This window comes from Caballeronia novacaledonica (assembly GCF_900258035.1).
Classification (GTDB): Bacteria; Pseudomonadota; Gammaproteobacteria; order Burkholderiales; family Burkholderiaceae; genus Caballeronia; species Caballeronia novacaledonica.
This window is the reverse complement of record NZ_OGTP01000018.1, coordinates 46,507-68,316: the sequence shown is the minus strand read 5'-3', so window position 1 is coordinate 68,316 and position 21,810 is coordinate 46,507. Positions and strand designations below refer to the sequence as shown.

The 21,810-nt window shown below is 63.2% G+C and carries 19 protein-coding genes and 1 pseudogene; 9 read left to right on the top strand and 11 right to left on the bottom strand.

Translation table 11 applies throughout. The features are described 5' to 3' along the window. The first annotated feature begins 47 nt into the window (after window positions 1-47). The 6 genes from accC to NOV72_RS22675 all read left to right on the top strand — a co-directional run bounded on the left by accC (window position 48) and on the right by NOV72_RS22675 (window position 5,823). On the top strand, window positions 48-1,415 hold the full coding sequence (gene accC / locus NOV72_RS22700; RefSeq protein WP_106856810.1) for an acetyl-CoA carboxylase biotin carboxylase subunit: 1,368 nt from the start codon (window positions 48-50) through the stop codon (window positions 1,413-1,415). Window positions 1,416-1,438: 23 nt separating this feature from the next. Further along, complete coding sequence (gene prmA, locus NOV72_RS22695; protein ID WP_106856809.1) at window positions 1,439-2,341, top strand: 50S ribosomal protein L11 methyltransferase; 903 nt, start codon at window positions 1,439-1,441, stop codon at window positions 2,339-2,341. A 49-nt stretch (window positions 2,342-2,390) separates the two neighbouring features. Continuing rightward, window positions 2,391-3,635: a zinc-ribbon and DUF3426 domain-containing protein gene (locus NOV72_RS22690; protein WP_106856808.1), complete on the top strand. Its 1,245-nt coding sequence runs from the start codon at window positions 2,391-2,393 to the stop codon at window positions 3,633-3,635. Between the two features lie 130 nt (window positions 3,636-3,765). Continuing rightward, entirely contained in the window at window positions 3,766-4,266 is a 501-nt protein-coding gene (tpx, locus tag NOV72_RS22685; RefSeq protein WP_106856807.1) for a thiol peroxidase, read from the top strand. Window positions 4,267-4,387: 121 nt separating this feature from the next. Further along, on the top strand, window positions 4,388-5,326 hold the full coding sequence (locus NOV72_RS22680) for a carbohydrate kinase family protein (protein WP_106856806.1): 939 nt from the start codon (window positions 4,388-4,390) through the stop codon (window positions 5,324-5,326). A gap of 17 nt (window positions 5,327-5,343) precedes the next feature. Beyond that, window positions 5,344-5,823 carry an outer membrane lipoprotein gene (locus NOV72_RS22675; RefSeq protein ID WP_008342914.1) on the top strand — a complete coding sequence of 160 codons (480 nt, stop codon included), beginning with the start codon at window positions 5,344-5,346 and terminating at the stop codon, window positions 5,821-5,823. A 226-nt stretch (window positions 5,824-6,049) separates the two neighbouring features. Here the strand turns inward: NOV72_RS22675 and NOV72_RS22670 are convergent, their stop codons facing one another. The 5 genes and pseudogenes from NOV72_RS22670 to NOV72_RS22655 all read right to left on the bottom strand — a co-directional run bounded on the left by NOV72_RS22670 (window position 6,050) and on the right by NOV72_RS22655 (window position 9,292). Continuing rightward, complete coding sequence (locus NOV72_RS22670; RefSeq protein WP_106856805.1) at window positions 6,050-6,697, bottom strand: histone H1-like DNA-binding protein; 648 nt, start codon at window positions 6,695-6,697, stop codon at window positions 6,050-6,052. Between the two features lie 31 nt (window positions 6,698-6,728). Continuing rightward, window positions 6,729-7,059, bottom strand: a pseudogene (locus tag NOV72_RS33085) (hypothetical protein). Between the two features lie 103 nt (window positions 7,060-7,162). Further along, window positions 7,163-8,410: a ribonucleotide-diphosphate reductase subunit beta gene (locus NOV72_RS22660; RefSeq protein ID WP_106856804.1), complete on the bottom strand. Its 1,248-nt coding sequence runs from the start codon at window positions 8,408-8,410 to the stop codon at window positions 7,163-7,165. Window positions 8,411-8,427: 17 nt separating this feature from the next. Continuing rightward, window positions 8,428-8,670 (bottom strand): hypothetical protein, encoded by a 243-nt coding sequence (locus NOV72_RS32055; protein WP_146150036.1) that lies wholly within the window; start codon window positions 8,668-8,670, stop codon window positions 8,428-8,430. A 409-nt stretch (window positions 8,671-9,079) separates the two neighbouring features. Then, window positions 9,080-9,292, bottom strand: a complete 213-nt coding sequence (locus NOV72_RS22655) for a DUF3820 family protein (RefSeq protein WP_061163789.1) — start codon at window positions 9,290-9,292, stop codon at window positions 9,080-9,082. Between the two features lie 122 nt (window positions 9,293-9,414). Between NOV72_RS22655 and NOV72_RS22650 the strand changes: the two genes are divergently transcribed. Beyond that, window positions 9,415-10,812 carry an MFS transporter gene (locus NOV72_RS22650; protein WP_106856803.1) on the top strand — a complete coding sequence of 466 codons (1,398 nt, stop codon included), beginning with the start codon at window positions 9,415-9,417 and terminating at the stop codon, window positions 10,810-10,812. Between the two features lie 930 nt (window positions 10,813-11,742). On the opposite strand, the gene NOV72_RS22645 is transcribed toward NOV72_RS22650, so the two are convergent. The 4 genes from NOV72_RS22645 to NOV72_RS22630 all read right to left on the bottom strand — a co-directional run bounded on the left by NOV72_RS22645 (window position 11,743) and on the right by NOV72_RS22630 (window position 17,177). Next, entirely contained in the window at window positions 11,743-14,736 is a 2,994-nt protein-coding gene (locus NOV72_RS22645) for a ribonucleoside-diphosphate reductase subunit alpha (RefSeq protein WP_106856802.1), read from the bottom strand. Window positions 14,737-15,309: 573 nt separating this feature from the next. After that, window positions 15,310-15,912 (bottom strand): 1,6-anhydro-N-acetylmuramyl-L-alanine amidase AmpD, encoded by a 603-nt coding sequence (gene ampD, locus NOV72_RS22640; protein WP_106856801.1) that lies wholly within the window; start codon window positions 15,910-15,912, stop codon window positions 15,310-15,312. Further along, a complete protein-coding gene (locus NOV72_RS22635) occupies window positions 15,909-16,241 on the bottom strand; it encodes a PP0621 family protein (RefSeq protein WP_106856800.1) in 333 nt (110 codons plus the stop codon). The genes ampD and NOV72_RS22635 overlap by 4 nt, the downstream gene beginning before the upstream one ends. A 27-nt stretch (window positions 16,242-16,268) precedes the next feature. Continuing rightward, a complete protein-coding gene (locus NOV72_RS22630) occupies window positions 16,269-17,177 on the bottom strand; it encodes a cytochrome C assembly family protein (RefSeq protein WP_106856799.1) in 909 nt (302 codons plus the stop codon). A gap of 110 nt (window positions 17,178-17,287) precedes the next feature. Here NOV72_RS22630 and ffh point away from each other — a divergent pair, with 110 nt between their 5' ends. Beyond that, a complete protein-coding gene (gene ffh, locus NOV72_RS22625) occupies window positions 17,288-18,655 on the top strand; it encodes a signal recognition particle protein (RefSeq protein WP_106856878.1) in 1,368 nt (455 codons plus the stop codon). Window positions 18,656-18,780: 125 nt separating this feature from the next. Then, on the top strand, window positions 18,781-19,332 hold the full coding sequence (locus NOV72_RS22620) for a hypoxanthine-guanine phosphoribosyltransferase (protein WP_106856798.1): 552 nt from the start codon (window positions 18,781-18,783) through the stop codon (window positions 19,330-19,332). Window positions 19,333-19,373: 41 nt separating this feature from the next. Here NOV72_RS22620 and NOV72_RS22615 read toward each other — a convergent pair whose 3' ends face one another. Both NOV72_RS22615 and NOV72_RS22610 read right to left on the bottom strand, forming a co-directional pair. Continuing rightward, on the bottom strand, window positions 19,374-19,973 hold the full coding sequence (locus NOV72_RS22615; RefSeq protein ID WP_106856797.1) for a MarC family protein: 600 nt from the start codon (window positions 19,971-19,973) through the stop codon (window positions 19,374-19,376). Beyond that, window positions 19,973-21,709 carry a proline--tRNA ligase gene (locus tag NOV72_RS22610; RefSeq protein WP_106856796.1) on the bottom strand — a complete coding sequence of 579 codons (1,737 nt, stop codon included), beginning with the start codon at window positions 21,707-21,709 and terminating at the stop codon, window positions 19,973-19,975. The genes NOV72_RS22615 and NOV72_RS22610 overlap by 1 nt, the downstream gene beginning before the upstream one ends. Window positions 21,710-21,810 lie beyond the last annotated feature (101 nt).

Below are 21,810 nucleotides of genomic sequence, written 5' to 3'. Positions count from 1 at the left end.
GATCCCCGAGGGCCGCTCACGCGAGCCCGTTGATGAGCCGACCCACTATGTTTGAAAAAATTCTCATTGCGAACCGCGGCGAAATCGCGCTTCGCATCCAGCGCGCGTGCCGCGAGCTGGGCGTCAAGACAGTCGTCGTCTACTCGGAAGCCGACAAGGAAGCGAAGTACGTCAAGCTGGCCGACGAAGCCGTGTGCATCGGACCGGCGCCTTCCAACCTCTCCTACCTGAACATGCCGGCGCTCATCAGCGCGGCCGAAGTCACCGACGCCGAAGCCATTCATCCCGGCTACGGCTTCCTCTCCGAAAACGCCGATTTCGCCGAACGCGTCGAGCAGTCGGGTTTCACGTTCATCGGACCGCGTCCCGAGACCATTCGCCTGATGGGCGACAAGGTCACCGCCAAGCAGACGATGATCAAGACCGGCGTGCCGTGCGTGCCGGGTTCCGAAGGCGCGTTGCCGGACGATCCGCGCGAGATCGTGAAAATTGCGCGCGCGATCGGCTATCCCGTCATCATCAAGGCGGCGGGCGGCGGCGGCGGGCGCGGCATGCGCGTGGTGCACACGGAAGCGGCGCTCGTCAACGCGGTCAACATGACGCGCGAGGAAGCGGGCCGCGCCTTCGGCAACCCGCAGGTGTACATGGAGAAGTTCCTCGAGAACCCGCGTCACATCGAGATTCAGGTGCTGTCGGATTCGTTCCGCAACGCGATCTGGCTCGGCGAGCGTGACTGTTCGATGCAGCGCCGCCACCAGAAGGTGATCGAGGAAGCGCCGGCGCCGGGCATCGCGCGCCGTCTGATCGAGCGTATCGGCGACCGCTGCGCCGACGCCTGCAAGAAGATGGGCTATCTCGGCGCGGGCACCTTCGAGTTCCTCTACGAGAACAACGAGTTCTACTTCATCGAGATGAACACGCGCGTGCAGGTCGAGCATCCGGTGACGGAACTCATCACGGGCGTCGATATCGTGCAGGAACAGATTCGTATCGCCGCGGGCGAGAAGCTCACGATCCGCCAGAAGGACATCCAGTTCCGCGGCCACGCGATCGAATGCCGCATCAACGCGGAAGATCCGTTCAAGTTCACGCCGTCGCCGGGACGCATCACGTCGTGGCACACGGCGGGCGGCCCGGGCATCCGCGTCGATTCGCACGCGTACGCCAACTATTTCGTTCCGCCGAACTACGATTCGATGATCGGCAAGCTGATCGCCTACGGCGCGACGCGCGAGCAGGCGATCAACCGCATGCGCATCGCGCTGTCGGAAATGGTCGTGGAAGGCATCTCGACCAACATCCCGCTGCATCGCGAGCTGATGATCGACGCGAAGTTCGTCGAGGGCGGCACGAGCATCCACTACCTCGAAAACAAGCTCGCCGCGCGTCAGGCGGCGGTCGCCGAAGAGTCGTAAGCGCATTGGAACGAGACACGAGCATGAGTTACCGGGAATTGATCGCCGAGCTGGATCGCGAGCACGCGGAAGCGCTGTCGGACGCGCTGCTTGAAGTCGGCGCGCTGTCGGTGTCGGTCGAAGACGCCGACGCCGACACGCCCGACGAGCAGCCGCTCTTCGGCGAGCCGGGGCTCGTGCCCGAGAAGAGCGCGTGGAACCGCTCGCGCGTCGTCGCGCTGCTCGCCGAGGACGCCGATCCCGACGTGCTGCTCGCCGCGGCCGCGAATGAAATCGGTCTCGCGGCGGCGCCGTCGTTCACCGTGCGCGAGGTCGAGGAGCAGGACTGGGTGCGTCTCACGCAGGCGCAGTTCGATCCGATTCCCATCGGCGAGCGCATCTGGGTCGTGCCCTCGTGGCACGACGCGCCCGATCCCGACGCGCTCGTGCTCGAGCTCGATCCGGGGCTCGCGTTCGGCACCGGCAGCCATCCGACCACGCGCCTGTGCATGGAATGGCTGGAGCAATCCGTGCAGCCGGGGCAATCGCTGCTCGACTACGGCTGCGGCTCCGGCATCCTCGCGATCCTCGCGAAGAAATGCGGCGCGGAGCCGGTGGTCGGCATCGACATCGATCCGCAGGCGGTCGAGTCGGCGCGGCAGAACCGCGAGCGCAATCGCGCCGACGTGACCTACGGTTTGCCCGATGCGTGTCCCGCCGGCGAATTCGATATCGTCGTCGCGAACATTCTCTCGAATCCGCTCAAGCTGATGGCGTCGATGCTGTCCGCGAAGGTCAAGCCGGGCGGCCGGATCGCACTGTCGGGCGTGCTCGCGCGGCAGGCCGACGAGGTCGCGGCGGTCTATGCCAAATGGATCGACATCAGCGTCTGGCGTGAGCACGAAGGCTGGGTATGCCTCGCGGGAACGCGGCGCGAAAGCCTTTAGAATAGCGCCATCCTCCACGATCAGGCCGTCAGGCCAACGGCACTTCTATATGGCGCTGGCAACCCGCTGCCCTCACTGCGAAACCGTGTTCAAGCTGGACCCGCACTTGCTCGCGCCGCACGATGGCCGGGTGCGCTGCGGTCACTGTCAGGAAGTTTTCGACGCCGCGCATCATCGCTTCGAGCTTCCCGATGAGCCAACTGAGTCGGCGGTCGCCCAGCATGCCGCGATCATCGACGACGATGTCGCCATCGGTCCCGCGACGAGTTCGAGCGCCGGCACCGCTCCCGATACGCCGAAGCACGTCACGGCTCCGCCCGACGCTCCCTTGAAGCCGCGGCCGTTCGCGCCGCGCAATCTCGATCTCGCAGCGGCCGCACCGGCGAAAGCCGGCGCGTCCGGGCAGACTCGCGCCACGCCGCCACGCACAGAACCGGCGCAGGCCGACGCAGCCAACGAGCCGTCCGCGCTGCCCGGCGAAGCGGAACGTCCGAAGCCATTCATCCGCGTGGGCGAGCCGCATGCCGATGCCGCCAATGCCGCGCAAGCCGGCACCGATGCGCCGCTCGGCGAGCCGCCCGTCGCGCGGTTCGATCCCGTCGACGATCGCGCCGAGCCGTTCATCGGACCGGTTCATCAGCCGGTCGAGGAGCCCGCGCCGGAGCCGCCCACAACATCCGCATGGAGCGACGGCGCCGAGCCCGGCTTCAGCGCCGGCAAGCCGCCCGCCCCCGTTCGCCGCGTCAGCGCGAACGAAGCGTTTCCGGTCATCCGCGAGCCGCGGGAATCGCGGGCGCCGGCGCGTGCCGGCGCGAGAAAGGGCATGCGCGCGGTGGGCATCATCGTCGCGGTGCTGCTGGCGTTGCTGTTGCTCGTGCAGCTCGCGTGGTGGCAACGCGAATCCGTGATGGTCTACGTGCCCGGCTCGCACGCGTTCTATTCGAACGTCTGCGAACAGATCGGCTGCACGATCTCGCCACCGCGCGACATCGACGGATTGCAGATCGAGAGTTCGGGCCTGCGTCAGGTCGACGGTCCGCACAAGCTCGAACTGAAACTGTCGCTGCGCAACCGGCTGGACGTGGCGCTCGCGTATCCGGCGCTCGAACTCACGCTGCTCGACGACAAGAACAATGTCGCGGTCCGTCGCGTGCTGTGGCCGCAGGATTACGCGCGACCGGGTACGATATTCGCCGTCGGCCTTCCGCCGCAAAGCGCGCAACCGGTCGTCGTCCGGCTCGATACGGGCGACGCGGTCGCCGCGAATTACCGGGTTCAGGTCTTCTATCCGTGATCGCGGCCTTGCGCCGCTTCATCGCGCGCGAGGCGGCCGGACCCAGTGCCACACGACGCGCGTGCCGCCCTTCCCGGCCCGGCACGCGCGATTTTTCCCGTCAGCATCTGACAATTCTCTGGAGCGCAACATGAGTCAAGTTACCCTCGGCGGCAATCCCATCGAAGTCAGCGGCACGTTCCCGGGCGCGGGGCAGCAAGCGTCCGAATTCACGCTCGTCGGCGCGGATCTCGGCGACATCAAGCTCGCGAATTTCGCCGGCAAGCGCAAAGTGCTGAACATCGTGCCGAGTCTCGACACGCCGACCTGCGCCACCTCGACGCGCAAGTTCAACCAGGCGGCCGCGAACCTGAACAACACGGTCGTGGTGGTCGTTTCGGGCGATCTGCCGTTCGCGGCGAAGCGCTTCTGCACGACCGAAGGCATCGCGAATGTCGTGACGGCCTCGACCTTCCGCGGCCACGAGTTCGCGCAAGCCTACGGCGTCGACGTGACGAGCGGCCCGCTTAAAGGCCTGACGGCGCGCGCGGTCGTCGTGCTGGACGAGAACAACAAAGTGCTGCACTCGGAACTCGTGCCTGAAATCAAGGAAGAGCCGAACTACGATGCCGCGCTCGCCGCACTGAAGTAATTCTCTTGCCGGACGGACCGCTTTTCGACCGAAGCGGTCCGCGCATACGAGGCGCGGTCAAACTCGCCGCGCGCCGTATGCGCTTTTTCTCCTCGGCCCCTATTCATAAAGGACGTTTGCCTTGGCTACGCTCATTTGCGGCTCGCTCGCCTACGACAACATCATGACCTTCCAGGGCCGCTTCGGCGACCACATCCTGCCGGACCAGGTGCACATGCTGAACATCAGCTTCCTGGTGCCGACGATGCGGCGCAACTTCGGCGGCTGCGCGGGCAACATCGCCTATGCGCTGAAGCTGCTCGGTGGCGATCCGAAAATCATGGCGACGCTCGGCGCGGCGGATTCGCAGCTTTACGTCGATCGGCTCGACGCGCTCGGTCTGTCGAAGGAATACGTGCGCGTGCTGCCCGATCAGCATTCGGCGCAGTGCTTCATCACCACCGACCTCGCGAACAACCAGATCACGGCCTTCCACCCCGGCGCGATGATGGAATCGCACCTGAATCGCGCCGACGAAGCGCGCGGCATCTCGCTCGGCATCGTCGCGCCCGACGGCGCGCAAGGCATGCGCGAGCACGCCGAAGGGCTGGCGCGCGCCGGCGTGCCGTTCGTGTTCGATCCGGGCCAGGGTTTGCCTATTCTCGAAGGTGTGGAACTTCGTCGCATGATTGAACTCGCCACCTACGTGGCGGTCAACGATTACGAAGCCAAGTTGTTGAGTAACAAGACCGGCTGGTCGATCGAAGACATCAAGAGCCGTGTCGATGCCCTCGTCGTCACACGCGGCGAACACGGCGCGCAGATCTATCATGAAGATGGCGTGCTCGACGTTCCCTCGGTGAAGGCGCAACAGGTGGTCGATCCGACCGGCTGCGGAGACGCTTTCCGCGGCGGCCTGCTGTACGGCATCGAGAACAAGCTTGGCTGGGAGAAAACGGGTCGTCTCGCGAGTCTGATGGGTGCGCTTAAAATCGAACATCAGGGACCGCAAACCTACGCGCCGACGCGCGCCGAAATCGAAGAGCGTTTCAAACAGGCTTTCGGAAGCAGCCTGTTCTGAGTGATTGGAGTAAAGGAATGAAAACGGTAAGTCGTATCGCGCTGGCAATGGCGCTCGTCGGCTCGGTCGCGCTGACGGGCTGCGCCTACAACAGCAGTTCTTCGGACGTTTATACGGCGTCGCAGGCCCAGCGCGAGGAAACGGTGCGCATGGCCACCGTCGAAAGCGTGCGCGGCGTGAAGATCAGCTCGAACAACGGCCAGCCGACCGGTCTCGGCACGATCGGCGGCGGCGCGCTGGGCGGCGTCGCGGCGGCCAGCGCGATCGGCGGCGGCAATGGCTCGATCATCGCGGGCATTATCGGCGGGCTGGCTGGCGCCGTCGCCGGTAACGCCGTCGAGAACAGCGTCGCGATGAAGAACGGCCTGGAGATCACCGTGCGCCTCGATAACGGCGACCTGCGCGCGATCACGCAGACCGCGAACGGCGAGGTCTTTCAGGCGGGCGAACGAGTGCGTCTGCTGTCGAGCGGCGGCGTCACGCGCGTCACGCACTAATCCTATTCGGCGGACGAATAGCCGCCGCAAGACCACGAGCGCATGTATCGAAAGATGCATGCGCTTTTTCTTTGGCCGCCCGAAACGAGCGGCACGCGAGCGATGCAATTCGTTCGCCGAAACGAAAAACCCGCCGCCAGATTTCCGGCGACGGGTTCAGGCCGGGTAGGCTTACCCGGACTAAGGGCACAGCGCAGTGTGCCTGGGTGTCGCGTACTGCGAGAGCTTACGGACGGCTGCCCGTCGGGAACGGCCATGCCGCTGCCGGGTTCAACGCCGTCTTGACCGCAGCGGCCGGAGCCGGAGCAGGCGCCGATACGGTCGTTGCCGTCGTTGCGGGAGCAGCAGCCGTAGTCTTCTTCGCAGCAGCGGCCTTCTTGGCCGGAGCTTTTTTCGCGGGGGCCTTCTTCGCGGGAGCGGCAGCAGGCGCAGGCGCAGCGGCTGCGGTCTTCGCAGCAGCCTTTTTCGCAGGAGCCTTTTTCGCAGCGGCCTTCTTCGCTGCGGCCTTCTTCGCGGGCGCCTTCTTCGCTGCGGCCTTCTTCGCAGGCGCCTTCTTCGCTGCAACCTTCTTCGCGGCTACCTTCTTGGTCGCGACTTTCTTCGCAGCGGCTTTCTTCGCGGGCGCCTTCTTGGCGGCGACCTTCTTCGCTGCAACCTTCTTCGCCGCTACTTTCTTTGCTGCTACTTTCTTGGTTGCCACTTTCTTGGCCGCAACCTTCTTCGCTGCAACCTTCTTCGCCGCTACTTTCTTCGCTGCGACTTTCTTCACAGCGACCTTCTTGGCGGCAACCTTCTTCGCCGGAGCGGCCTTCTTGGCGGTGACTTTCTTCGCTGCGGCCTTCTTTGCAGCGGGTTTTTTCTTGGCAACTGCCATGGTTTTTCTCCTTCAGGTTTTAAGATGAGAGTCAGTTCAAACAACACCCTTCGTCAAAACCCGCTTCTCACGCGTCGCCTCTCACAGCGCACGCTACGAAGCGGATTATTCATCGGCGTACGCTGATCCCGCCCGCTTACGCTAATGAATACGGCAAGGCGCGCCGTGCCCCGAGGCACCGCGCGCCAAATTGAGTCAGCACCGCATCTTCGCGGCGCCGGCCATCGCTTGATCGAGCCAGCGAGCATGCCGCTGGCATTTTCCGGGGGGAAGTTTGCCCATCCCATTGAAGGGATCGCAAAATGCCTGTCTTCAGTTCGTGCCGATAATCGGCTCGCCAAGTCAGTAGGCGCACTTTGCATCAGGCGACCGTTCTCCTAAACCTTGTCGATCAGGCGCGCGTGAGCGACACGCTGCTGCCTGACCGTTCCATCGATTTCGTCTGCAACACGTCCTGGATTTTTATTATTCCCAGGTCAGCGCGCCGCCGGTTTGATACTCAATCACGCGTGTCTCGAAGAAGTTGCGTTCCTTCTTCAAGTCGATCATTTCGCTCATCCACGGGAACGGGTTTTCCTCGTTCGGGTAGAGCGGGTCAAGCCCGATCTGCTGGCAACGCCGGTTGCAGATGAAGCGCAGGTAGCTCTTGAACATCGACGCGTTCAGGCCGAGCACCCCGCGCGGCATGGTGTCTTCGGCGTAGCGATATTCCAGTTCCACCGCTTCCTTGAAGAGCTCGCGGATCTCGGCCTTGAATTCGGCGGTCCACAGTTGCGGCTCTTCGAGCTTGATCTGGTTGATGAGGTCGATGCCGAAATTGCAGTGCATCGACTCGTCGCGGAGGATGTACTGATACTGCTCCGCCGCGCCCGTCATCTTGTTCTGGCGACCCAGCGCCAGAATCTGCGTGAAGCCCACATAGAAGAACAGCCCTTCCATGATGCAGGCGAACACGATCAACGACTTCAGCAATTTCTGGTCCGCTTCCAGCGTGCCGGTGGTGAAGGCCGGGTCGGTCAGCGTCTGGATGAACGGAATGAGGAACTCGTCCTTGTCACGGATCGACTTGACCTCGTGGTACGCGTTGAAGATCTCGCTTTCATCGAGACCCAGCGATTCGACGATGTACTGATACGCGTGCGTGTGGATCGCCTCTTCGAACGCCTGGCGCAGCAGGAACTGGCGGCACTCCGGAGCGGTGATGTGACGGTACGTGCCGAGCACGATGTTGTTCGCGGCGAGCGAGTCCGCCGTGACAAAGAAGCCGAGGTTGCGCTTGACGATGCGGCGCTCGTCGTCCGAGAGACCGTTCGGGTCTTTCCACAGGGCGATGTCGCGGGACATGTTCACTTCCTGCGGCATCCAGTGGTTCGCACAGCCGGCGAGGTACTTCTCCCACGCCCACTTGTACTTGAACGGGACGAGCTGGTTCACATCCGTCTTGCCGTTGATGATGCGCTTGTCGGCGACATTGACGCGCGCTTCGCTTTGCGCGGCGATCGCGCCGGCGGACGGTGTGGCGGCTGCGGGCGGAACGAAGCCATCGGAGAAGATGTTCGTCGAGTTCGCCTGAGCAGTCTGATGGGTCGCTTGATGAGCAGCAGCGTGCGCTGCCTGCGTACCGAAAGTCGTGCCTTGAGCGTTGCGCAACGTGCTCTGTTGCGAAGCGCTCGAGGGAGCTACGGCAGTGGTCTCGTCATCCCAGTTGAGCATAAATTCTCACCATCAATTTAGATCGGTTTGTACCATCTTTTCATGAGCGATAAAAGAGTTTGCTCATGAAAATTCTCGTTTTCATGCGATTTAGATTCGACGTTGCTACCTGCATACAACACTTGGCTCGCAACCATGTGTGTGAAGCTCGATGCGGCATCTGTTGAATCGTGTGTGAAGCGGTCCTGATCGAGTGACTTCGATGGCATCGCAGCGTGCTTGCGAGCGGCTTCATCGATGTCTTCGAAGCCTTGTGTCACGGTGCTTTGCGGCCGACGCGCGATGTCTGATGCGAAGCACGTCGCGTTTCGTTGCACGTATCGAGTCAGTGCCGAGTGTGCGATCTCAAACGCAGCGAAGCGTGACTCGCTTCGTTCATCGATCGATGTCTCTCGACGACACGCGACGCGAAGCAAAAACATGTGTCGAGCGCGAGCGTCTTGCTACCCTCACTCGCTCTCTTCGATGAGCTTCGATGCTTGTCATCGGACACACGCTTCACCACTCGAACCGTTGCGTTTCGGGACCGCTCATTGCCTGCTGCGTGCTTCGAATTCGTTGCCGAAGTCTAGCATTTTGGGCCTCGTTTTTCCACAACATCTTGTGCTTGCAAATCCTGCCGATACAACCTATAGCGTGTTTACGTCGCACCTGGAAAGCATGCGCAACTCATCGGCCTCTCAATGGATCGAGCAGCGAGCGCAGGTTGTTGTGGTCGATCTCATGCATCAACGCGAGCAGCCTGCCGAGCTTGCCCTCTGGAAAACCCTCACGCGCGAACCACGCGAGATAGTGACCAGGCAGATCCGCGATGAGCCGATCCTTGTATTTGCCATAGGGCATCGTCTGCGTGACGAGACGCTGCAGATCCTGCGGGTCCATCGTTTCTTCGCTCCTCGTTCAATGTTCATCGCACCACGCAACACGCTTCGATCACTCAGCGACTGCTCCATATCGGTGCCATAATCGCCGCTCTTGCCGCCAAGAGTTGATCGCGATTCGCCATGCCGCTTGCCGTCAAAGCTTTCATTGCCCCTCTCATCGTCGCGTGCGCGATGTTCATGGAAAGCGTCGACGCCAACGTCATCGTCACCGCGATTCCTGAAATGGCGCGCGCCTTCGGACGCGATCCCGTCACATTGAAAGTCGCCGTCACGAGTTATGTGCTCGGGCTCGGCGTCTTCATACCGATCTGCGGCTGGGTCGCCGACCGCTTCGGCGCCCGTGCGGTGTTCCGCGCGGCCATCGGCGTGTTCGTCGTCGGCTCGCTGCTCTGCGCGGCCTCCACGTCGCTCGGCCCGTTCACCGTCGCCCGCTTCATCCAGGGCGTCGGCGGCGCGATGATGGTGCCTGTCGGCCGCATCATCATCTTTCGCTCGGTGCGTCGCTCGGAGTTCATTCGCGCGATGAACTACCTCTCCGTACCCGCAATGCTTGGACCCGCGGTCGGTCCGTTGCTCGGCGGCTTCATCACCACTTATCTGCACTGGCGCCTGATCTTCTTCATCAACATCCCGATCGGCATTGCGGGCATCTATCTGACCAACCGCTACATCGTCAATTCGCACGAGGATCATCCGGGCCGGCTCGACTGGTTCGGCTTCTTCCTTTCCTCGTGCGCGGGCGTGTTGCTGCTGCTCGGGCTGTCGCTCGTCGGCGGCGAACTGATTCCGCAACGCACGGCCTTCGCGATGTGCGCAGCCGGCGCGCTGATGGTCGTGCTGTACTGCATCCACGCGCGCCGCTCGGAGAAGCCGCTGCTCGACTTGCGCTTCTTCCGCGTGCCGACGTTTCAGGCGAGCGTTCTCGGCGGTTCGATGTTTCGCATCGGGCTCGGCGCCGTGCCGTTCCTTCTGCCGCTCGCGTTGCAGGAAGGCCTCGGCATGACCGCGTTCAAGTCCGGCGCGATCACCTGCGCGTCCGCGTTCGGCGGCATGTTCATGCGCTCGCTCGCGTCGCGCGTGCTGCATCGCTTCGGCTTCCGTCAGACGCTCTTCTATAACGCGGCGCTGTCGGGCATCGCGATCGCGGCGTGCGGCACGTTCTTTCCCGGCACGCCGACGTGGGTGATCTGGTCAGTCGTGCTGCTCGGCGGCTTCTTCCCCGCCTTGCAATTCACGAGCCTCAATTCGCTTGCGTATGCGGAAATCGAAACGCGCGATGTCGGCCGCGCGACCAGTCTCGCGAGCTTTGTGCAGCAAGTTTCGCTTGGTCTCGGCGTGACGATCGCCGGGATCACGCTCGAACTCTCGCAATATCTGAACGGTCATGCGAGCGTGCAATGGTCGGACTTCTGGCCTGCGTTTGTCGTCGTCGGGATGTTCTCTTTTCTTTCGATGCCGATTACCGCGCGGCTCGCGCACGATGCGGGGACGGAGATTTCGCGTGGCACGCGGGGGTGAGGTTGGGTTCCTCTGCTTGCTGCTGCCGTTATCTTGCCGTTTGTTCAGTAGCCGCCTCCCCGGCGGAGGGGGCCGCGGCGCAGGCGATTGGCTGAATGGCCCCCGGAGTTTTGATGCCTTCGCCGGATCCCGTTTTCGCGTCGGTCTATTAGCGTTGCCCCTGTGCGGGGCGGCAGTCACTTTCTTTGCTGCTGCAAAGAAAGTAACCAAAGAAAGCAGCTTCTCCCATCCAAAGTGCCTCACACCGGCCGCGGCACAGGCGATTGGCCGAATGGCCCGGCAATAGCGAGTGCCCTCGCAAGCAGAACACGGCTTGGCTCGCGCACGGTCTGTCACCTCTCGCCGCACAACAAACTGGTCCAGCACGAAATGGCTCCAGCCCGCTTCGCGGCCGACGGGTCAATCGGGTCTGCGCGTGCCTCTTTACTGACACCGCCATCTCGAAGCACTGCATAGGTACAACGTGGGTTTCCCTCGCATACTCGGCGGCAGCGCGTAGCGCTGTGCCGGAACTTTTTCGTGCTGAACCAGCGGCTTAAAATCTCTCGGGCGGCAGACCGTGCGCGATCCAAGCCCGGTGATTGTGATGAGGGCACTCTTTAGGCGAGTGCCACTTCGAAGGAGAAAATTGGCCAAGTTGCGTGTGACCGCGGGCCTCAAAAGCTGCTTTCTTTGGTTACTTTCTTTGCAGCAGCAAAGAAAGTGACTGCCGCCCCGCACAGGGGCAACGCTAATAAACCAATAACAAAACGGGATCCGGCGAAAGCATCAAAACTCCGAGCGTCATTCAGCCAATTGCCTGTGCCACAGCCGGCGTGAGCCACTTAGGATGGGCAAAGCTGCTTACTTTCTTTGCAGCAGCAAAGAAAAACGGACCGGCCCCGCCTCCCCCGCGAAGGGGAAAACCGGAACCGGTCCGCCGCGACCGACTTACTGGCAAGCCTCGCATTCGTCGAAGCCCGGATCGCCCGGACGCATCATGCAGACAGGGCCATCGGCTTCCGGAGCCGCCTCGACGGCCGCCGCATTGAAGCCCCCGGCGTTGGAAGAAGCGCCTCCACTCACGCCGCCACCGAAGCCGCCAGCCGCGCCCGATCCGCCTTCACCGGAAGAAGGCACCGCGTTCAACGCGCCGTGCGCGACCGTCGACTTCTCGACGTGCGTCGCCGCCATCGTGCGGAGATAGTACGTGGTCTTGAGGCCGCGAATCCACGCGAGTTTGTAGACCTCGTCGAGCTTCTTGCCCGACGCGCCCGCCATGTAGATGTTCAGCGACTGCGCCTGATCGATCCACTTCTGACGGCGCGATGCCGCTTCCACCAGCCACTTCGGATCGACTTCGAACGCCGTCGCGTAGATCGCGCGGAGATCGGCCGGAATGCGGTCGATGCGCGAAAGCGTGCCGTCGAAATACTTCAGATCCGACACCATCACCTCGTCCCACAGGCCGCGCGCCTTCAGATCGCGCACGAGATAGTCGTTCACGACCGTGAATTCGCCCGACAGATTCGACTTCACGTACAGGTTCTGGAACGTCGGCTCGATACACGCCGACACGCCGATGATGTTCGAGATCGTTGCGGTCGGCGCAATCGCCACGCAGTTCGAGTTGCGCATGCCGTGCGTCGAGATGCGCGAGCGCAGCGTGTCCCAATCCATCGATTCCGACGAATCCACTTCCACGTAGCCGCCGCGCGCGTCCGCCAGCAGCTTCAGCGAATCCTGCGGAAGAATGCCGCGATCCCACAGCGAGCCGCGATACGTCGCGTAACGGCCGCGCTCTTCCGCGAGTTCCGTCGACGCGTAGTACGCGTAGTAGCACACGGCTTCCATCGAACGATCCGCGAACTCGACCGCCTCGCCCGACGCATACGGCGTGCGCAGCAAATGCAGGCAGTCCTGGAAGCCCATGATGCCCATGCCGACCGGGCGATGCTTCAGGTTCGAGTTACGCGCCTTCGGCACCGCGTAATAATTGATGTCGATGACGTTGTCGAGCATGCGCATCGCGACGCTGATGGTGCGCTTCAGCTTCGCGTGATCCAGCGCGTAGCTGCCGTCGGCCTGCTTCACCATGTGCGCGACGAGGTTCACGGAGCCGAGGTTGCAGACGGCGATTTCCGTCTCGCTCGTGTTCAGCGTGATTTCCGTGCACAGGTTCGACGAATGCACGACGCCGACGTGCTGCTGCGGCGAGCGCACGTTGCACGGATCCTTGAACGTGATCCACGGATGCCCCGTTTCGAAGAGCATGCCGAGCATCTTGCGCCACAGTTGCGCGGCCGGCAGCTTCTTGAACAGCTTGATCTCGCCGCGCGCGGCTTTCTCTTCGTAAGCGACGTAGGCCTTCTCGAAGTCCGCGCCGAACAGATCGTGCAGGTCCGGACAGGTCGAGGGCGAGAACAGCGTCCAGTCGCCGCCTTCGACGACGCGCTTCATGAACAGATCGGGAATCCAGTTCGCCGTGTTCATGTCGTGCGTGCGGCGACGGTCATCGCCCGTGTTCTTGCGCAGCTCGAGGAATTCCTCGATGTCGAGGTGCCACGACTCCAGGTACGCGCACACCGCGCCCTTGCGCTTGCCGCCCTGATTCACCGCGACGGCCGTGTCGTTCACGACTTTGAGGAACGGCACGACGCCCTGCGACTTGCCGTTCGTGCCCTTGATATGCGAGCCGAGCGCGCGCACGCGCGTCCAGTCGTTGCCGAGGCCGCCCGCGAACTTCGAGAGCAGCGCGTTTTCCTTCAGCGCCTCGTAGATGCCGTCGAGATCGTCGGCGACGGTCGTCAGATAGCACGACGACAACTGCGAGCGATGCGTGCCCGAGTTGAAGAGCGTCGGCGTGGACGACATGAAGTCGAACGACGACAGCACGTTGTAGAACTCGATCGCACGCGCTTCGCGGTCGATTTCGTTGAGCGACAGGCCCATCGCGACACGCATGAAGAATGCCTGCGGCAGTTCGATGCGCGTGCCGTCGACGTGCAGGAAGTAGCGGTCATAAAGCGTCTGCAGGCCGAGGTAGCCGAATTGCAGATCGCGGTTCGCGTCGAGCGCGGCGCCGAGGCGCTTCAGATCGAATTGCTGGAGTTTGTCGTCGAGCAGGCCGGCTTCGACGCCGCGCTTGATGAACAGCGGGAAGTATTCGGCGTAACGCTCGCCCATTTCGGCCTGCGTCACTTCGTCTTCGAGAATTTCGCGGCGGATCGTGTGCAGCAGGATGCGCGCCGTGACCTGGCTGTACGCCGGGTCCTTTTCGATCATCGTGCGCGCGGCGAGGATGGCCGAGTCGTAGACCTGCGACATCGGCACGCCGTCGTACAGGTTCTTCACCGTTTCCGCGACGATCGGCTCGGCCGACACCGCGTCACCGAGATTCGCGCAAGCCGAGACGATCAGCGCCTTCAGCGCTTCCATATCGAGCGGACGCGTGACGCCGTTGTCCGTCACGTTGATCGCGCCTTCGTGCGACTGTGCGTTCGGCGCATCCGCGCGCTCCTGCGAACGCTGCTGCGTGCGCTTCTCGCGATACAGCACGTACGCGCGCGCGACGTTGTGCTCGCCGCCGCGCATCAACGCGAGCTCGACCTGATCCTGAATGTCTTCGATATGGAACGTGCCGCCATGCGGACGGCTGCGCACGAGCGCGCGCACCACGGCTTGCGTCAGTTGCTCGACGAGTTCGCGCACGCGCGCCGAAGCCGCGCCCTGGCCGCCGTTGACGGCGATGAACGCCTTCGTCACCGCGATCGCGATTTTCGTCGGCTCGAACGACACCACGCTTCCGTTGCGACGGATGACCTTGTAGTCGGCAAACGTCGTGTTCGGCGCGAGCGCTTGTGCTGCGCCCGTGGCCTGCGCACCGGCCATAGGCTGTGCGGATGCGCCTTCGAATGAAGTCGTGGCGTTGTCGGTGGTTTGCATGTGCAAAACTCCTGGTGTTCGAATGGTGCGGATGATCCGCGGATTTATCACTTATGCCGCGTGCGTCACGAGATCGTCATGAAGGTCACGCGGTGTTTTGGCGGTAATGCCAGGCTGTGAGTACAGCAGGCTGAAAACACGAATCGCGGCGCTTACGGCCCGCATTGTTCCTGGCGTCTCATGCGGTGCCCGCGTTGGCGCGCGGTGTCGGTCGACGCAATTCGCGCTTGCTTGCATGCCTTCTTCACGGTGCTGCTCGCTGGCGCCCGATGCGCCCGGCGCTCCTCTCCTCGCAAAGAGAAACCGCCTCGCGCATCGCCCCGGGCCAGCCAAACTTCTCTACGCCGGAAAGCTGGCGGCGCCGGCTCGTGGGAGCGGGCGCCGCTTCAACAACACAAGATATAGTGCAAAGTACGTCTTTCGGCACCAAGTATAGTGGACATCCGCGCAGTCTCAAAAAGGTTTATTTGCCTCGGGTCCGGCGTTGCGGGGTTGACTTTTGCTACCGCAAAGCACGGCAAGGCCTCGCGCGCGGCACTGCTGCGCCGCAACGAGAAAGACCTTACGCGGCGCTCAGATGTTGGACTGAAACGGAAAGAAAGAAGGCGGCAGCGCGCTCTCATGACGCAGGCGCGGCCAGTCGAAGCGCGGGCCGGGATCCGTCTTGCGGCCGGGCGCGATGTCGGAATGTCCGGCCAACGCGTCGATCGGATAGCGCTTCACGACGATGCGCACGAGCGCGGCGAGCGCGTCGTATTGCGCGTCTTCGAACGGCATGCGATCGCTGCCTTCGAGTTCGATGCCGATCGAAAAATCATTGCAGCGCTCGCGTCCGCAGAACGCGGAAACGCCCGCGTGCCACGCGCGTTCGTCGCAGGAGACGAACTGTTGGATCGCGCCGTCGCGACGAATCACGAAGTGCGACGACACGCGCATGCCGCGCAGGTGATCGAAGTACGGATGCGCTTCGTGATCGAGCTTGTTGAGGAAGAAATCGGCGATCGAGTTCGTCGTGAAATCGTCCGGCGGCAGGCTGATGTTGTGCACGACGATGAGCGTCGGCACCGCATTGCCGGGACGCGCCTCGAAGTTCGGCGACGGCAGCCGCGTCGCGCTCGTCAGCCAGCCTTGTGCGTCGATGTGCGGATCGCCTTTCCTGACGACGTGCATGTTCATCGCGCGTCGCGGCCAGTCGGACGGCTCGCGTAATGGCGCGCGTGATCGGCGCAGCAAAAGCGCTCGCCCGAGACGACGATCGACTCGCTGCGCGGCGTGTGCACGCCGCATTGCGCGCACCGGATAAGCGGATCGGCGAGTTGCGGCGTTTCGTTGGCCGCGCCGTTGCCGTTGCCATAACGCGCGCGATGCGCGCCGTTCGCGCCGCCCGCGGTCGCGCCGCCGGCCTGCGCTTCGCCCTGTTGCGCGCGCTCGTTCGCGCGGCGCAGCTTCTTCAGGAGCCACTGGCACACGAAGAAGAGGACGATCAGAAAGAAGAAATTTCGCATCGATTCAATGCCGGTAAATTCAGACGCTCAGACGACCGCGCGATGCAACAGCACTTCGAACACGAAGCGGCTGCCGACATACGCGAGCAGCAGCGCGGCGAACGAGGCCAGCACCCACCGCAATGCGGCGCGTCCGCGCCAGCCCGAGATGCGGCGCGCGGTGAGCAGCGCGCCGAACATCACCCAGGAGACGAAGGCGAACACGGTCTTGTGATCGAAGCGCAGTGCGCGATCGACCAGTTGTTCGTTGAACGCGATGCCCGAGACGAGCGTCAGCGTGAGCAGCACGAAGCCGGCCGCGATCAGGCGGAACAGCAGCTTTTCGAGCGTGAGCAGCGGCGGCAGCGTGTCGAGCCAGCTCGTCAGCCAGCCGTTGCCCGTATGACGCGTCGCCATGCCGCGCATGCGCTGCAGGCGGCGTTCGAGCATCAGCATGAGCACGGCGTGCAGCGCGGCGATCGCGAAGAGTCCGTACGCGACGTTCGCGATCAGGAAGTGCAGCTTGAACATCGGCGCGGCGGAATACGACAGCACGCGCACGCCGCCGAAGACGAGCGGCAGCAGCGACGCGATGCACGCGAGCGGCAGCACGAGCAGCCGCAGGCCGTCGAGCGGAAAGAAGAAACTCTCGATCCAGTAGATGCCCGCACCGAGCCAGAACATCGCGGAGAGCGCGAACGCGAAGCCGAAGACCATTGCGTTCTGGGGGAAGATCGTGGTGTGCAGCAGAAGGCCGTGCACGAGCAGCGCTACTAATAATAGAGCGCGACCCGGTCCGCCCATGCCCGGCGACATTTTCGGCGCCGCCGCCGGAGCCATGCCCGACGGCACACCAGCCAGCGCCGGCTCCACGGCCGTGTGGCGATGCGCGCGCCAGCCCGCCACGGCGAGTCCGCCGTAGAGAAGCGCAGTGAGGGCATACAGTACAATATCCATGTTCGAAGTTTACACTAGGCCCTTGAATCGCGACGTTTTCCCCCTTGCGGCAACGCGGGGCGCCGAATCGTTTTGCGCTGAAAAAGGGCCGCATTCTCTACCTTTTCCCCATGCTCGATAACCTCACTCAACGGATGGCGCGCGTCGTCAAGACGCTGCGCGGCGAGGCCCGGCTCACCGAGGCCAACACGCAAGAGATGCTCCGCGAAGTGCGGCTCGCGCTGCTCGAGGCGGACGTGGCGCTGCCCGTCGTGCGCGAGTTCATCGCGAAGGTGAAGGAAAAGGCGCTCGGCGAAGAAGTCGTGTCGAGCCTCTCGCCGGGTCAGGCGCTCGTCGGTGTCGTGCAGAAGGAATTGACGGCCGTGATCGGCGGCGATTACGAAGGCAAAGCCGCCGAACTGAATCTCGCCGTCGCGCCGCCCGCCGTCATCCTGATGGCCGGTTTGCAGGGCGCGGGCAAGACCACGACCACGGGTAAGCTCGCCAAGCTGCTGCGCGAGAAGAGCAAGAAGAAGGTGCTCACCGTTTCCGTCGACGTGTATCGCCCCGCCGCCATCCGTCAGTTGCAGACCGTCACCGAGCAGGTCGGCGCGGACTTCTTCCCGTCGGAACCGGATCAGAAGCCCGCCGACATCGCGCGCGCGGCAATCGACTGGGCGAAGCGCCATTACCACGACGTCGTGATCGTCGATACGGCGGGCCGCCTCGGTATCGACGAAGCGATGATGAACGAGATCAGCGAGCTGCACGCGCTGCTCAAGCCCGCTGAAACGCTCTTCGTCGTCGACGCCATGCTCGGCCAGGACGCGGTCAACACCGCGAAGGCGTTCAACGACGCGCTGCCGCTCACCGGCGTCGTGCTCACCAAGCTCGACGGCGATTCGCGCGGCGGCGCGGCGCTCTCCGTGCGGCACGTCACCGGCAAGCCGATCAAGTTCGTCGGCGTCGCGGAAAAGCTCGACGGGCTCGAAGTCTTCCATCCGGATCGCATGGCGAACCGGATTCTCGGCATGGGCGACATTCTCGCGCTCGTCGAGGAAGCGCAGCGCGGCGTCGACCAGCAAGCCGCGCAGAAGCTCGCCGACAAGGTCAAGAAAGGCGGCGACTTCGACCTGAACGACTTCAAGGCGCAACTGTCGCAGATGAAGAAGATGGGCGGCCTCTCGTCGCTCATGGACAAACTGCCCGCGCAGTTCCAGCAAGCCGCGCAAGGCGCGGACATGAACAACGCGGAAAAGCAGATGCGCCGCATGGAAGGCATCATCAATTCCATGACGCTTCAGGAGCGCGCGAAGCCCGAGCTCATCAAGGCCGCGCGCAAGCGCCGCATTGCCGCGGGCGCGGGCGTGCACGTTCAGGAAGTGAACCGCATGCTCAATCAGTACGAGCAGATGCGCGGCATGATGAAGAAGCTGAAGGGCGGCAATCTGCAGAAGATGATGCGCGGCATGAAGGGCATGATGCCCGGCATGCGCTGAAGCGCAGTTTTGACGAACCCGTGTTCTCTTCGGGCGTCCGACTCGAAAGAAGCGCGGGTTTATCATATGGCGCACGCCGCCGTTTTTTTCCACACTAAGAAGTCTGCCTCTCCCCCGCTTTCCCTATGAATCGCGAAGAAGCCCTCCATATTTTCAGCCACTCCGAAGAGATCGTGACGGCTGACGAAGTCAACGCGTCGATCGGCAAGATGGCCGCGGCCATCAAGACGGTGACGCAAGACGACTTCCCGCTCGTGCTTTCGGTCATGGGGGGCGCGGCCGTGTTCACCGGCATGCTGCTGCCGCATCTCGACTTCCCGCTCGAGTTCGATTACATCCACCTGACGCGCTATCGCAACGCCATCAAGGGCGGCAGCGAGATGCAATGGCGCGTGGCGCCGGCGGAATCGGTGAAGGATCGCGTGGTGCTCGTGCTCGACGACATCCTCGACGAAGGCGAAACCATGGCCGCGATCCGCGACCGCATCATGGCGATGGGCGCGAAGACGTTCCTGTCCGCGGTCCTGTGCGAAAAGATCATCCCGAAGGCGAAGCCGCTGCGTCCGGACTTTTGTGGATTCGAAGTGCCGGATCGTTACGTCTTCGGATGCGGGATGGATGCGAAGGGTTACTGGCGGAATTTGCCGACAATTCGCGCATTGACGGAAGGCGCGTGATCGACGCCTGTCAAAAGAAAAAGCGGCCGAGGCCGCTTTTTTCATAGCTGATGCACGAAAGTGCGTATTCCCGTCAGAATCATCTCGACGGAAATGGCAACGAGCACGAGCCCCATCAACCGCTCGAACGCCGTGACCGCCCGCTCGCCGAGCCACTGCTGAATCTTCTCCGCGAGGATCAGCACGATCGCGCAGACGATCATCGTGACCGAAAGCGCGCCGATCCATTCGAGCATCTTGCCGGGCGCCTGCGAGGTCAGCAGCATGACCGTCGCGAGCGCGGACGGTCCCGCCAGCGCCGGAATCGCGAGCGGCACGATCAGCGGTTCGCCGCCGCGCGAATCGCCGCCCATCGGGCCGTCGGGATGCGGAAAGATCATCCGCAGCGCGATGAGAAACAGCACGATCCCGCCACCGATGCGCAGCGACAAATCCGTGAGGTTCATCGCGCGCAGAAAGCGGTCGCCCGCCAGCATGAAAATCAGCAGGATGACGAACGCGATCGCGACTTCCCGCAGGATCACGACGCGGCGCCGCTCCTTGGCGACGCCGCGCAGCGCGTTGATGAAGATCGGAATGTTGCCGAGCGGATCGGTGATGAGCAGCAGAAGGATCGTCGCCGACAGGAAGTTGTATTGCATTACTTCCCGAGCGCGGCCCGCACTTTGCCCGCGACGACGTTCGCCGCTTCATCGACCGGCAGCAGCGTGGCTTCGGTATCGCGGCGGCCCTGATATTCGAGCTTGCCTTCCTTCAGCCCGCGATCGCCGATCACGATGCGATGCGGCACGCCGATCAGTTCCCAGTCCGCGAACATCACGCCCGGACGTTCGCCGCGATCGTCGAGGATCACGTCGACGCCCGCTTCCTGAAGCGTCGCGTAGAGCTTGTCGGCCTGCTCGCGCACGGCGTCGCTGCGGTCGTAGCCCATCGGGCAGATCACGACTTCGAACGGTGCGATGGCTTCAGGCCAGATGATGCCCTTGTCGTCGAAATTCTGTTCGATCGCGGCGCCCAGCACGCGCGTCACGCCGATGCCGTAGCAGCCCATCTGCATCGGCGCGGGCTTGCCGTTTTCGTCAAGGAACGTCGCGCCCATCGAATCGGAGTACTTCGTGCCGAGCTGGAACACGTGGCCCACTTCGATGCCGCGGCAGATTTCGAGCGTGCCCTTGCCGTCCGGCGACGGATCGCCCGCGACCACGTTGCGGATGTCCGCCACTTCCGGCTCGGGCAGATCGCGGCCCCAGTTCACGCCGGTCGTGTGGTAATCGACCTCGTTCGTGCCGACGACGAAGTCGCTCATGTTCGCGACCGTGCGATCCGCGATCACGCGCACCGGCTTCTTCGTGCCGATAGGGCCGAGATAGCCCGGCGGCGTGCCGAACCATTCGACGATCTCGGCTTCCGTCGCGAAGCGATAGCCCGCAAGGCCAAGCAGCTTGCCCGTCTTGATGTCGTTGAGCGAATGATCGCCGCGCAGCATCAGGAGCCAGATGGTCGGCTCGGCGCCTTCGTTGTCGGTTGCGAGAATGATCGACTTGATGGTCTTTTCGAGCGGAATGTTCAGAAGCTGCGCGACCGCTTCGCACTTGGCGGCGCCGGGCGTCGGCGTCTTCTTCAGCTCTTCCGTGGGCGCGGCGCGTTGCGCGACGAGCGGCAGCGCATCCGCGGCTTCGACGTTCGCCGCGAAGTCCGAGGTCGGGCAATAGGCGATGTCGTCCTCGCCCGTGTCCGCGATCACGTGGAATTCGTGCGAACCGCTGCCGCCGATCGAACCGTTGTCCGCCGCCACCGCGCGGAACTCCAGCCCGATGCGCGTGAAGATGCGCACGTAGGCTTCGTACATCTTGCGATACGACTCGGCGAGACCGTCGAGGTCTTTATCGAAGGAATAGGCGTCCTTCATGATGAACTCGCGGCCGCGCATCACGCCGAAGCGCGGGCGGATCTCGTCGCGGAACTTGGTTTGAATCTGATAGAAGTTCACCGGCAACTGGCGATAGCTCTTGATCTCGCGGCGCGCGATGTCGGTGACGACTTCCTCGTGCGTCGGGCCCATCACGAAATCGCGATCGTGACGATCCTTGAAGCGCAGCAGTTCGGGACCGTATTGCACCCAGCGGCCCGACTCCTGCCAGAGTTCGGCGGGCTGCACGGCGGGCATCAGCAGTTCGAGCGCGCCCGCGCGGTTCATCTCTTCACGCACGATGGCTTCGACCTTGCGCACCGAGCGCAGTCCGATCGGCATGTAATCGTAGATGCCGCCCGCGACACGGCGGATCATGCCGGCGCGCATCATCAGCTTGTGGCTGACGATCTCGGCGTCGGCGGGAGCTTCTTTCAGGGTGCCGATGAAGAAACGGGATGCTTTCATTCAAATTTTCCAAAAGCGGCGCGCGCTTCGGAGCCGTTGCGGCGCCGGAGCAGGCGAAACGAGGGTGAAAGACGGAAACGGACGACGGCTTTGCAAGGAAG

What these genes read in the sequence shown, in the direction of transcription:
- NOV72_RS22630 (WP_106856799.1), bottom strand. Translation starts at nt 17,177, where the DNA reads ATGGATATTGTACTGTATGCCCTCACTGCGCTTCTCTACGGCGGACTC.
- NOV72_RS22615 (WP_106856797.1), bottom strand. Translation starts at nt 19,973, where the DNA reads ATGCAATACAACTTCCTGTCGGCGACGATCCTTCTGCTGCTCATCACC.
- ffh (WP_106856878.1), top strand. Translation starts at nt 17,288, where the DNA reads ATGCTCGATAACCTCACTCAACGGATGGCGCGCGTCGTCAAGACGCTG.
- NOV72_RS22645 (WP_106856802.1), bottom strand. Translation starts at nt 14,736, where the DNA reads ATGCAAACCACCGACAACGCCACGACTTCATTCGAAGGCGCATCCGCA.
- prmA (WP_106856809.1), top strand. Translation starts at nt 1,439, where the DNA reads ATGAGTTACCGGGAATTGATCGCCGAGCTGGATCGCGAGCACGCGGAA.
- NOV72_RS22620 (WP_106856798.1), top strand. Translation starts at nt 18,781, where the DNA reads ATGAATCGCGAAGAAGCCCTCCATATTTTCAGCCACTCCGAAGAGATC.
- accC (WP_106856810.1), top strand. Translation starts at nt 48, where the DNA reads ATGTTTGAAAAAATTCTCATTGCGAACCGCGGCGAAATCGCGCTTCGC.
- NOV72_RS22650 (WP_106856803.1), top strand. Translation starts at nt 9,415, where the DNA reads ATGCCGCTTGCCGTCAAAGCTTTCATTGCCCCTCTCATCGTCGCGTGC.
- NOV72_RS22690 (WP_106856808.1), top strand. Translation starts at nt 2,391, where the DNA reads ATGGCGCTGGCAACCCGCTGCCCTCACTGCGAAACCGTGTTCAAGCTG.
- NOV72_RS22655 (WP_061163789.1), bottom strand. Translation starts at nt 9,292, where the DNA reads ATGGACCCGCAGGATCTGCAGCGTCTCGTCACGCAGACGATGCCCTAT.
- NOV72_RS22635 (WP_106856800.1), bottom strand. Translation starts at nt 16,241, where the DNA reads ATGCGAAATTTCTTCTTTCTGATCGTCCTCTTCTTCGTGTGCCAGTGG.
- NOV72_RS22675 (WP_008342914.1), top strand. Translation starts at nt 5,344, where the DNA reads ATGAAAACGGTAAGTCGTATCGCGCTGGCAATGGCGCTCGTCGGCTCG.
- tpx (WP_106856807.1), top strand. Translation starts at nt 3,766, where the DNA reads ATGAGTCAAGTTACCCTCGGCGGCAATCCCATCGAAGTCAGCGGCACG.
- NOV72_RS22660 (WP_106856804.1), bottom strand. Translation starts at nt 8,410, where the DNA reads ATGCTCAACTGGGATGACGAGACCACTGCCGTAGCTCCCTCGAGCGCT.
- NOV72_RS22670 (WP_106856805.1), bottom strand. Translation starts at nt 6,697, where the DNA reads ATGGCAGTTGCCAAGAAAAAACCCGCTGCAAAGAAGGCCGCAGCGAAG.
- ampD (WP_106856801.1), bottom strand. Translation starts at nt 15,912, where the DNA reads ATGAACATGCACGTCGTCAGGAAAGGCGATCCGCACATCGACGCACAA.
- NOV72_RS22610 (WP_106856796.1), bottom strand. Translation starts at nt 21,709, where the DNA reads ATGAAAGCATCCCGTTTCTTCATCGGCACCCTGAAAGAAGCTCCCGCC.